We start from the raw sequence: 11,522 nt of genomic DNA on the forward strand, positions 1-11,522 counted from the left end.
CCAGGCAGTTGCCTGTCGAGGGGTCAAAAAGGACGCTTCGACAGGAGTTTGCGAAGCACCCTGCCACTTTTGCGAAAGGGCGCCGTCATCTTCCAGGACGACGAGGCGAGGATTGCTTCGTAACGGCGCTTCTGCAGGTCGAGTTCGGCCTGCAATTCGCGGATTTTCCCCTGCTGGGCGGAAACCGTTTGCGTCTGCCGGGCCGCGTTGTCCGCATGGTGCCGGCTTTCGGACCTGAGGTGGTTGATCAGCATTTCATTGCAGCTGGTCTGGAAATCCTGCCTTTCCGCCGGATCGGCAAACCTTTGCATCAGCGCCATCATTTCACCCTGCCTCTCGGCAAGCGACATGTCCTGACGGTGCACGGCGGAAGGCTTGATGCATTGAACCGTGGGCCGTGTTGCAAAGGTGAAGTCCGGCCGTGCCAGGAACTTTCGCCACATGAAGAGATCGGTCCAGAAGTCAGGTGGTGCTGGGCTCCAGCCAACATCCAGAGACCGATAGGCCTCAAGGGAATAGCCGACCGTCGACGGGCCGAAGAAGTTCCAACGCGTCTCCAGCATCTTGCGGCGCGTGTCCGCGTCCGACAGGTCTCCGATATGAACCGTGAACGTCCCGTCAGGCAGAATTTCAGCCTGAAGCAGATTACCGAAGTCGCAGGTTTGCAGCAGGCGGGCCAGTTCCGACAGATGTTCGGGAAACCAGATGTCGTCATCGCCGATCTGGGCAACAAATTTGCCGTTTGCCTGCTTGAGAGCCGAGTCCCGATGAGCTTCGCCGTGCCTTTCTCCCTTGGGGAAGGAAAAAACGCGGATCCTCTCGTCACGCCCTGCCAGCTTCTCCGCTTCCTGCACGGTCTCTTGGGGGGCGCCGTCACAAACGATGAACAGTTCGAAATCTTGCAGGGACTGTCCCAGAACACTCTCGACGGCGAAAGGCAGAAGCGCGGGCGGTCTGTTGACAGGCAGCAGGACGGTGAAGCGCGGATGGGTCACGGCAATCCTGCGAGCGCTCTGAGTTCGGCAATCCGCCTGACGATCAATGCGCCTTCTGCAGCCGAGGACTTTGGAGCAGGCCCCCCTTCCAGATGCGCGACGAATGCTTCCAGTTCGGCCAGAAGAGGCATTTTCGTGCCAACCTCGATTTGCTGAGGCCTCTGGCCGTGATCTCTCGGGGCAAGGAGAACGCGATCGTCATAGGATGAGGCAAGTTGGGCCACCGCCTTGCTGCCGATTACGACGGCGGAGCGTTTTGGGGCCGGATGGAGGGATGAGATCTCCATGGTGACGGTGAGCGGTTTCCCGTCGTTTTGAAGACGGGCAGTCAGGTCCTCACCACCCAGGCCCGGGATCTGGGCGATCGCCGAATGTGCCTTGGGCAATGTTCCCAGGATTTCGAGCGCGATCGAAAGATCATGCGGCATCAGGATCCAGAGGCTGTCGACATCCTTGTGAGGATTGCCCCAGCCGAGCCGATAGGTGCGTACCGCTTCGATCTGACCCAGGGCGCCGGATTTTGCCAGTTCCGCAAGTTTCAAAATGCCGGGATGATAGCGCCACTTGTCCATGACGAAGAGACGTTCCTGCAGCGTATCGGCAAGTCTTTGCGCCGCGTGTGCGTCGTTGGTGACCGGTTTCTCGCAGAAGATCGGCCGGTTCCGCGGTGCAAGTGCGTCGATGCAGGCCGCGTGAAGCACGGTTGGGGGCGCAACGACATATCCCGCGCAGTCAGGAAGCTTGGCGGCGCTATCGCACACCGAAGCGGCTCCGGCCTCCCGGGCTGCGTGCTGGCTGTCCGAACCGGGCACCGCCACGTGCACGTTTAGACCCAAGCTGCGCAGATCGCGAAAGATGAGCTTTCCCCACCGGCCAAAGCCAACCAGACCGATATCAGTCATGGCTGTGTCCAACAGCCGGCGATGTGAAATTGCAGGTCACTGCGTAATCAGGCATTGGCGTCCGCATAGAATTTATCAAGCATCTGCGCATAGTTGTCGGCTGTTCTGTCTCTATCGGAAAGGATGGGGTCCTTCGTTGGCCAAGACAGGTTCAGTTCAGGACAATCGAACTTGCAGCCTAAATCGTCCGCCGGGTCGAAGTAGGTGGAAACGGAATAAAGATGCGTCGCGGCTTGCGGAAAATAAAATCCGTGGCAAACCCCCGGCGGAATTGAAACAGCTCGTCTGTTTTCCGCTGAAAGATCGAGAAACTTAGAGGTTCCAAAGGTCGGGCTGTCGCGGCGTATGTCATGCAGACCAAGCAGCATCTTTCCGGACAGGACCATCAGATAATCGTAGTGATCCTTGTGCACGTGAACACCGCGCAATGTGTCTTCTTTCGAGGTGACGATGTTCCACTGGATCGACTTGAACCCGGTGAGCCAGGTCTCCCGGTAGATTTCGGTGAAACTGCCGCGGTCATCGATGTGCGAAACCAGGTCATGGACAATCACGCCTTCAATTGACGTTTCTTCGGTTTTCATCGAATTGCCTGACCCCAACGACCGTTTTTCTCGCGCAAGCTTCGCGGCCCATCCGGACCCAGGGACAGACTAACAGGTTTCACGACGATGTGGAGGCCAGCATCGGAACGGCGTTTGAGGGAAGGGGGCTTTCCCAAGTCCTCAGAAACTGATCTTGGCGCCCAGGCGAACCGATGCGGAAAGTGTATCGGCGCTGTCGTAACCGCCTTCTATTCCGGCGAGAAATTTCGTGCCGTCATTGACCTGCCACACGGCATCGGCTGCCGCAAAACCGCGGAGCACCGCGTCATCGTCGTCGACGGACAGGTTCAAGGCGGCTCCCTGGAGGGTGGCGTCGACACTGTCGTTTAGCGTGAAGATGCCGTCGATACCCGCATTTGCACTGAGATAGAGCGTGCCGCCATTCTGGACGATGGGGGCATGATCGTAGGTCGCCTGCGCGCGCAGTTCCAGAACGTGCAGCGACCGGCCGGAAACCGAAAGGCCGGTGGCGCTTTCATCGGCGTCACCCGTTTGCCAGAGACCTGAGTAGCGCACTCGAGCGCTGGGTGTCAGCGTACCCTCACTCAGGGCGAAGGCATGGCCGAGGCGCGCGGAGGGCGTTACGTAGACATAGTCGTAGTCGATGGAAAGGTCCTGCAGGCCACCGACAACCATGTTGTTGAGGACGGTGACGTCTTCATCGCTCTTCAGGTAGCCGCCGAGAAGGCCGAATTGAGCAAAGGTCGCCTGCCAGGAGCGGCTGAGATAGCCACCGGCGTGGATGCTGTAGCTGGAGGCCGAGTGAATGTCGCCGTCGCTGGTCGTCCTGCCGATGGTAAAGCCACCGGCAACACCGGCGGCAAGCCCTTCGGCGAATGTCTTCTCAGCCCCGGCGGTGATGCCGCCGAATGTATGGTCGAACCCGTCGCTGCCTTGCCTGGAAAGAACACCGCCAAGAGGCGTGACCCAAAGCGCGGTGGCGTTTTGCTCTTCCGGAGCTGGACCGTTGGTTGCGACGAAGGACGTGCCGCCCAGTCGATTGAGGTCCATCTGCTGTTCAAGGCTGCCGGTGACAGCGCGCGTCATGGTGTTGAAGGTCTGGGCAACCGTGTCCAGCCGGAAATCGTCCGGATTGAGGATGGTGATCGTGTTGCCGTTGGTCGCTGAAGTGAGACCTGCCGTCGTCAGCGTTCCCGGGATGCCGCTGAAGGTCAGGATCGCCGTTCGCCCGGCCGCGTAGTTCAGGGTTGCGGTGGTCGGATCGGTAAAGGTCAGAACACCCTGAAGTATGGTGCCATTGTTCAGGGTAACGGTTGCATCAGAACCATCGACATAGATCGAGGACCCGTTGCTGCTGTAGATCTCGCCGGAGTTGGTGATCGTGACATTGTCGCCGTCAACGGCAATGCCATGCCCGACATCGTCGTCGCTTCCGGAAACCGTACCGGTGTTGCGAAGCGTGCCGCTGTTGGAGATGGTGACGTCATCGCCATTGGATTCGATCGGGTTGGCGTCTTCCCCAGAAACAGTAATCGTGCCCGAGTTGGTGATCGCGGCGCGGTCGCCGTCGTTGTCGATGCCGTCTGCCAGCGAACCGGACATGGTCATCACACCGGTATTGATCAGGATGACATCGTCGCCGTCGCTGTCAAAGCCGTCCGCGTCCTTGCCAGACGTGGTAATCGTTCCGGTGTTGGTTACCTTCGCGTCGTCTTCATCGGTGTCGATCGCATAGGCGTCGTCACCTGTCGTTGTGATCGTACCCGAGTTGAAAACTGTCGGTCGGATTCCCACGGCATTGATGCCATAGGCGCCTTCACCGGTTGTGGAAATCGTGCCGGAGTTGGTGATTTCCGCGTCCGTACCCCCTGACCGAATTCCGTCCGAGTCCTTACCAGAGGTCGTAATGGTACCCGAATTGGAAACCGTTGGGTTGTTGGAAGTAGCATTGATGCCATCGGCATCTTCCCCGGTGGTGAGAATCGTTCCGAAGTTGGTGATTTTTGTGTTCGCGCCAAGGGACAAAATGGCGTCGGATACCTCTCCCGAAGTGGTGATGGTGCCCGAGTTGGTGACCGTGAAGTCATCCCCGTCACCGGCAATGCCGAATGCACGGCTGCCCGTGGTAGTAACGGTTCCGTTGTTGTGAACGGTGGCATTGTCCTCATCGGACCCAATACCGGCAAAATTAGGTGTGCCAATGGTTGTCTTGTTGACTGTGATGGTGCCGTTGTTGGTTGCTGTCTGGTCGTCGTTGCCGAGAACCAGGCCATCCTGATCGGTAACGTCGATGGTGCCGCCGCTCTCGACTGTTCCGGTGTCGCCAACGTCCGTCAGTGTCTGTGTTGTGGTGACCGTGGTGCCCGAGCCGATGGTAATGTCACCGGCAAGGCTTTTTTCCGGACCAAGCAAAACCAGGGCGCAACTGCAAAGCAGAAAAGCCTTGAGTTGGCGGCGATGCTGAAGGGCGGATTTCGTCTGGGTTGGCAACGGCCTGTCGCTACACAAGTTAACGTCTCACCTGGCAATTATTGTTGTATTCCGAGGAAGACGCCACTGCTCGTCCGCAGAAACCTTAACGAATAAGACGTTTATGGGTCATTGGTAGAAATAGCAATCGGTTTGGTTGCTTTATGCGCAGAACCATGCCGTGTATTATTTGAAATCTAAACTTTAAGACTTGTCGGCCGGGTCTTCTTTTTTTGCAAACGAGACAAGCTCACCCATGAAGTCCGAGATGGTCGGTCCGGTGCCGGCCACGAACGGTGCCGGCCTGCAGACTGCAATTGCCGCAATGCCGATGCGGGCCGTGAGCAGTCCATTGACCACACCTTCGCCCAGGCGGGCGGAAAGTCGAGCCGCCAGACCGTGACCCAGCACCTGCGAGGCAAGGCTGTCGCCTGCCGCCATGCCGCCGGTCACTGCCAGATGTGCCATGACGTGTTTTGCGAGGCGCAGGAAGCCAAGTGTACCGGGTCTCCCGCCGTAAAGGGCGGATAGGCGCCGGATCGTGCGCAGGTTCTCGAACAGGACCGCCAGCAGATCGACCAGTGCCCGTGGGCTGACGGCCGTGACGATGGAAACGCGTTTTGCACTGTTCATCACGATGCGGCGGGCTTCCAGGTCGAGCGGGCTTAGCAGATCGCGTTCGGCCAGTTTCACCAGATCCCGGCCGTCGATGACTTCCCGCATATGCCCCGCCAGCGCCTTGCGGCCCTGGGCCGTTTCGGGACGGTCCTTGTAGAGTGTGAGCAGTTCCTTCAGGCCGGCTGATGCCGCCTTCGCGTCATCTGCTTCGGCGGCGCTCTGCAGCCGGTCCCGCAGGTGGTCTATTCGGCCAAGGCGCATGAGGCCCGCGATCTCGCGAATGACCAGGCCGAGTAGGCCAAGCGCCGCAAGAACGGCAAGAGCCACACCCAGCCATCCCAGCCAGTCGGTCCGGGCAAAGAGATCCCGTATCAGGCTGTCGACCGCAAGGCCGACAGCCAGCGACACGAGGCCGGACAGACCTATCATCAGCCACTTTCCGAACCGAAATCCGGATCTGGGAGTGCTGGCGGCGCGAGGAAGGCGAGGTTCCTCGTCATCAATGAAGGCCTGGGTGACCAGGGCTTCGCCGGCCGAGGGCATCCTTGTTTCGTCATCGGTCATCCGCACCTTGGAATCATCGAGACGGAAGGCGGTCGGTTTGCGATTGGACGGGGGCTGGGAACCGGTCATGCCAGGCGATCTCCGATCAGGAATTCCAGGGCGCGGTCAAGCCGGATATGCGGCAGAGACAAAGTCAGGCCTTCTGCGGTCTTGTCGAGTTCCGGTGGCCGGAACCTCAGGAACTGAAGGTCTGCCTGAGCGGTTTGAAAGCTTGCTCGAAGTGCTTCAGAAACTGAGTCAGCTTGTCCAAAAAGTGATTCAGGGTCGTCCGGCAAGTCACCGGGAAACATGGCGATTTCGGTTTTTCCGTCGTAGGTGTCACCGTTCAGCCGTTCGCCCGGCAATGGCGTTCCAAGGATCGCAGGCAAAGCTTCGCCGCGATGCTTGACCGTTGCTTCACGCGTCGCACGGACCGCAGCCATGGCCAGCACTTCGACCTCCGCTCCCTTGAATGTTGCCTTCTCTTCTGCTCGGGCAACCAGTCTCTTCAGGATCAGCTCCAGTCGGTCGTGATCCGATCTGTGCAGGTGGTCTGCCTTGGTCGCCGCGAACAGGATGCGGTCGATCCGTCGCGACAGGATGGAGGACAGCCAGCTGCGTTTGCCCGGACGGAAAGCTCCGAGAACTTCGGTGAGGGCGGTTTCCAGATCGGCAATCGCGTGCGGCCCTGCGTTCAGGGCATGAAGGACATCGACCAGCACGATCTGGCGGTCGAGGCGCGCGAAGTGATTGCGGAAGAACGGACGCACGACGTGGGTCTTGTAGGCCTCGTATCGCCGCTCCATCATCGCCCGCAACGTGCCTGTCCTTGCCGGGGCGGCGTCTGCCGGAATGTCCAGCGGCGCGAAGGTCAGGGCCGGAGAGCCGTCGAGATCCCCGGGCATCAGGAAGCGTCCCGGGGGAAGCATGGACAGGGCGTGGGCGTCGGCTCTGCAGGCAGCCAGATAGGTTTTGAAATTTGCCGCCAGCTCTTGTGCTGCCGGTTCGCTTTCTTCTGCGTTTGCTTCCGTGGCGGCCAGGATCTTCAGAAACGGCGCGGCGATCTCCGCCCGGTTTTCCGCCCGGGCGCGCTGCATTGCCTCGGCGGAGAAGGTGGCATAGTCCTTGCCGAGAAGCGGCAGATCCAGCAACCACTCGCCGGGATAATCGATCAGGTCGAGATGAAGGCGGCCGGGACCAAGCTTGCGGTGGAAGTAGGAGGCGCTCTCATAGTCGATGGTCAGGCGCAGTTCGGAGACCTGACGGGTCGATTCCGGCCAGATACGCTCACTCACCAGGGCACGCACGTGCGCTTCATAGTCGAAGCGCGGCACGGCGTCGTCAGGTTGCGGCTGAAGCCTTGCTCCGGTCATTCGGTGCCCGGAAGCGGCGCTGAAGAGCGGCAGGCGGCCACCATGAACGAGGTTGTGCACAAGCGCGGTCAGAAAGACGGTCTTGCCTGCGCGCGCAAGTCCGGTCACGCCCAGCCGGACGCTCGGCACAGCCAGATCGGTTGCCGCATCGGCAAGATTGGCCAGTGTCAGCCGGGTTTCTTCTGCAAGTGTCGTCAATGGGTTCACAAGGGCCTCCAGCGCGTTCATGTAGGCGCAGGCGGGAACAAGTACAATCCGGGACTCGGCTGATGCTCTAGTCGAGATCTTCCTTCAGGTCCCGTGGTTTGACGAAACGTTCCAGATGGCCGGTCTTCGGCTGCAACTCCGACCAGTCGGCAATGTCGAAATCGATCACGGCAAGAGCACCAGTCGGAAACTTTTCCTGAATATCGGCAATCGCGTCGCTGGATGCCGTGCCGCTGAGGCTCAACGCCGTGTCCTCGGTAGCCGGGTTATGGCCAATGACCATGAGGTTCTGGGCTCGGCCACCATAGCGGCGGATCAGCCCGACATAGTCGTCTTCGCTTTGCTGGTAGAGATCGGACACCAGGTGGATCTGTGTTTCCTGCGTGAGGGTAGGCAGAAGGCGGGCCAGAGTTTCCCGGGTCCGCTGCGCGGTAGAGCACAGGATCTGGTTGGGCTGCAGGCCCTGTTCCTTCATGTAACGGGCCATCTTGACGGAGGCGGCCTTGCCGCGGCTGTTCAGAGGCCGGTCGATGTCGGCCAGGTTCGCGTCGCCCCAGTCTGATTTAGCGTGTCTGAACAAAAGGAGCCGCATTGTCTTTCCTGGTTCCTTGAAAGTGGAAAGTGTGCCGGCGGGTCAAAGGCCGGACTGCCGGTCAGTTCTGGTTGGCAAGCGCCATGGTGAAGGCGGTTACTGCCGGTCCGATCTCCACTTCCTGAGTCGGCAGCGTGTAGGACAGCCACAATGTATAGTCCGATGTGGCACCGGAAAAGTACCACATCGTTTCGCACAGGCTTGTCGGTGTCCAGTTGCGGGTCCGGAAGGAGATGCCGGAGGCGGCAGCGCCCGTCAGCTTGATCGGTTCGAAACCGGCTGCCTTGTAATTGCGGGAAAATGTCAGCGCTTCGCGGCGGCCGGTGCCCTGCAGGTGTTTGCGCAGGACAGCGGTAATGCCGTCGCGGCCGGTGTAGATGCATCCCGCCTGGCTGACGGCATCACCTTCCATCACCTTGATGCGGTAATAATCGCCGATCATGTCGGGGCAGCGCAGGCCGGTGAAATGGCGCAATCCGCCGACATCGCTTTGCCAGCCCGCGTCCTTTTCAGGGGGCACTTGTGCAAGAACAGGCCCGTTCGCCGCCATCGGCAGCGTGAGCATCGCCAGCACCAGAAGAGCGGTGGCCTGTTTCACCAAGTCAGTCTCCTTGTCACCCCGACCCGAAGATCGCGTTTTGCCCGGCCAGCCGCCCGGGCGCTCAGCCTCGACCAGCTTTCACCTCGAGGCTTGCCCGGGACTTCAGGACCGTTCCCGCCGCGCCATGAATGCCAGGCGTTCGAACAGGTGCACGTCCTGTTCGTTTTTCAACAGCGCGCCATGCAGAGGCGGTATCAGTTTGGAGCTATCTTGTTGACGAAGGGTTTCAGGATCGATGTCTTCGTTCAGCAGCAGCTTGATCCAGTCGATCAGCTCCGAAGTCGAGGGCTTCTTCTTCAGTCCGGGGACGTCGCGTACGTCATAGAAGAGGCGCAGCGCCTCCGACAGGAGCCGTTGCTTGATGCCGGGAAAATGCACTTCAACGATTTCCGCCATGGTGTCGGCATCGGGGAACTTGATGAAATGGAAGAAGCACCGGCGCAGGAAGGCGTCAGGCAGGTCCTTCTCGTTGTTTGATGTGATGATAACCACCGGGCGCTGCTTTGCGCGGACGGTCTCACCGGTCTCGTAGACGTGGAACTCCATGCGGTCGAGTTCCAGGAGAAGATCGTTCGGAAACTCGATATCGGCCTTGTCGACTTCGTCAATCAGCAGAACCGGCCGCTCTGAAGCGTCGAATGCTTCCCAGAGCTTGCCCTTGCGGATGTAGTTGTTGATGTCCTTGACGCGCTCGTCACCGAGTTGGCTGTCGCGCAAGCGCGAAACGGCGTCATATTCATAGAGGCCCTGCTGAGCCTTGGTGGTGGATTTGACATGCCATTCGATCAGCGGGGCTTTCAGGGCGACCGCAACCTGTTCGGCGAGCACGGTCTTGCCGGTGCCGGGTTCACCCTTGATCAGCAACGGCCTCTCCAGGGCGACTGCGGCGTTGACCGCGACCCTCAGGTCTTCCGTGGCAATATAGCTTTCAGTTCCTTCAAAGCGCATTTGGCCGTCCGTTTTTCCTAGGTTGGCCGCAAGGTGGCAGGCCGCGCGCGGCTGTGCAAGCCCGTAAAAGGCAGGAGTGCCGGCGCACGGCAATTTTGAACATCTGCCACCGGCCAGAGCGGAAGTTTTTGCCTGTCGGGTCGTGACCTGCCGGGTTCTTTTTTCCGCTTCTGGAAAAGGAAAATTTCCTAAGCTTATGAAACAAAACGATAAATTATGTCCTCATCAAACTGGCACGGCCTTTGCGGAGGAAGGCCGATTATGGGCGTAAGCCCGCGTCGCAGTGCCCGATCTATAAAGAGGACCGCAAATGGGTATTTATGGGGCTATCAACTCGGCTGTCTCCGGACTGGCTGCGCAGGCTACGGCTCTGGAGAATATTTCCGGTAACGTCGCAAACTCGCAGACGACCGGTTACAAACGGCTCGACACGACCTTTTCGGATCTGGTTTCCGGGGGTGGGTCCAAGCAGGCCCAGCAGGTTTCCGGAACCACCTTCGCCACATCCCGTGCCACCAACACCGTGCAGGGTGATATCACGTCGGTCGACGTCGATACCTACATGGCCATCAACGGCGCAGGCTATTTCGTCGTGACCAAGGCGTCCGACGTGGTCGATGGCTCGACCACCTTCGCAGATGAGACCTACTACACCCGCGCCGGTGACTTCGAGCGCGACAAGGAAGGTTATCTGATCAACAGCTCCGGCTATTATCTGCAGGGCTTCCCGCTGGACCCGAACACCGGAAATGCGATCGGTGACAACCCGGCCGTAATCCAGATCGAGAACCAGCCGCTGGCGGCATCCGCAACCACGACTGTGGACTACCAGGCCAACCTGCCACGAGTTCCCGCGACTGCCGACTATGATGGCACGGATGAAACCACTGCCCTCCTGAACGCTTCGGTCGGTGCCGGTAACGTTGCCGTTGCAGATGAAACCGACTTCCTGAACAGCTCCATTTCCGGTGGATCCACTACGATCTATAATCAGAACGGTACGGCGATGAACGTCGAAGTCCGTTACGCCAAGACGGCTAACGACGACGGTGGTGCGGTGAGTGATACCTGGAGCATGTACATCAGCACCGGTGGTGATGCTACCACTGCATGGTACGATGTAGGTCAAATTCAGTTCGATGACACGGGCGAAATGACCACCCTGACCGCCGGTGCCATGGGCGGTTCCGCAGTGAACGGTACGGGCGACGGCTTTACAATCTCCTCGCTGACCATCGGCGGCACGACGGCAACGGACGTCGAGTTCTCCTTTGCCGATGGCTCCCTGACCCAGTATTCCGACAAGGACGGCAGGGCCAGCTCCGTGTCGCTGGAGCCGGATGGATATCCTGCAGGTGAGCTGATCGGGGTGGCTGTAGACGCTTCCGGCCGCGTCATTGCCAGCTATTCCAACAACCAGCAGCGCCCGGTTTACCAGATCCCGCTTGCGACGTTCGAGGCCGAGCAGGACCTGCAGCGCGTTGACGGTGCCGCGTTTGCGGCAACGGCCGGATCGGGAGACGCGGACCTTTCCGGAGGCGGGCAGATCCTTGCCAAGAAGCTGGAACTCTCCAACGCCGATATCGCGGACGAGTTTTCCAAACTGATCATCACCCAGCAGGCCTATTCGGCAAACTCGAGGATCGTCACCTCAGCAGACGAAATGCTCGACGATGCCCTGAATATGGTCCGGTAACACCGCCTAGGC

10 protein-coding genes are annotated in these 11,522 nt (G+C 59.6%); 1 reads left to right on the plus strand and 9 read right to left on the minus strand.

Annotated elements, in window-relative coordinates:
- Positions 1–23: 23 nt before the first annotated feature.
- From FIV03_RS15995 to FIV03_RS16035, 9 genes are all read right to left on the minus strand, one after another.
- Positions 24–995 (minus strand): glycosyltransferase family 2 protein, encoded by a 972-nt coding sequence (locus FIV03_RS15995; protein ID WP_173013867.1) that lies wholly within the window; start codon positions 993–995, stop codon positions 24–26.
- Positions 992–1,897 carry a Gfo/Idh/MocA family oxidoreductase gene (locus FIV03_RS16000; RefSeq protein WP_152510249.1) on the minus strand — a complete coding sequence of 302 codons (906 nt, stop codon included), beginning with the start codon at positions 1,895–1,897 and terminating at the stop codon, positions 992–994. The genes FIV03_RS15995 and FIV03_RS16000 overlap by 4 nt, the downstream gene beginning before the upstream one ends.
- A gap of 47 nt (positions 1,898–1,944) precedes the next feature.
- Positions 1,945–2,481, minus strand: a complete 537-nt coding sequence (locus tag FIV03_RS16005) for a dTDP-4-dehydrorhamnose 3,5-epimerase family protein (RefSeq protein ID WP_152510250.1) — start codon at positions 2,479–2,481, stop codon at positions 1,945–1,947.
- Between the two features lie 141 nt (positions 2,482–2,622).
- Positions 2,623–4,953, minus strand: coding sequence for an autotransporter domain-containing protein (locus FIV03_RS16010; RefSeq protein WP_152510251.1), 2,331 nt, complete (start codon positions 4,951–4,953; stop codon positions 2,623–2,625).
- 183 nt (positions 4,954–5,136) lie between these two features.
- Positions 5,137–6,183 (minus strand): TIGR01620 family protein, encoded by a 1,047-nt coding sequence (locus FIV03_RS16015; protein ID WP_152510252.1) that lies wholly within the window; start codon positions 6,181–6,183, stop codon positions 5,137–5,139.
- Entirely contained in the window at positions 6,180–7,694 is a 1,515-nt protein-coding gene (locus FIV03_RS16020; RefSeq protein ID WP_152510253.1) for a YcjX family protein, read from the minus strand. The genes FIV03_RS16015 and FIV03_RS16020 overlap by 4 nt, the downstream gene beginning before the upstream one ends.
- A 46-nt stretch (positions 7,695–7,740) precedes the next feature.
- On the minus strand, positions 7,741–8,265 hold the full coding sequence (locus FIV03_RS16025) for a histidine phosphatase family protein (RefSeq protein WP_055655271.1): 525 nt from the start codon (positions 8,263–8,265) through the stop codon (positions 7,741–7,743).
- Positions 8,266–8,326: 61 nt separating this feature from the next.
- On the minus strand, positions 8,327–8,863 hold the full coding sequence (locus tag FIV03_RS16030; RefSeq protein WP_209009677.1) for a hypothetical protein: 537 nt from the start codon (positions 8,861–8,863) through the stop codon (positions 8,327–8,329).
- A 105-nt stretch (positions 8,864–8,968) separates the two neighbouring features.
- The gene (locus tag FIV03_RS16035) at positions 8,969–9,814 is read right to left on the minus strand and encodes a MoxR family ATPase (protein ID WP_152510254.1); all 846 of its coding nucleotides are present in this window, start codon (positions 9,812–9,814) and stop codon (positions 8,969–8,971) included.
- Positions 9,815–10,124: 310 nt separating this feature from the next.
- On the opposite strand from FIV03_RS16035, the gene FIV03_RS16040 reads away from it, so the two are divergent.
- Positions 10,125–11,510, plus strand: a complete 1,386-nt coding sequence (locus FIV03_RS16040; protein WP_152510255.1) for a flagellar hook-basal body complex protein — start codon at positions 10,125–10,127, stop codon at positions 11,508–11,510.
- Positions 11,511–11,522: the final 12 nt, after the last annotated feature.

The sequence above is a fragment of the Labrenzia sp. THAF187b genome (genome assembly GCF_009363375.1).
Lineage (GTDB): Bacteria > Pseudomonadota > Alphaproteobacteria > Rhizobiales > Stappiaceae > Roseibium > Roseibium algicola.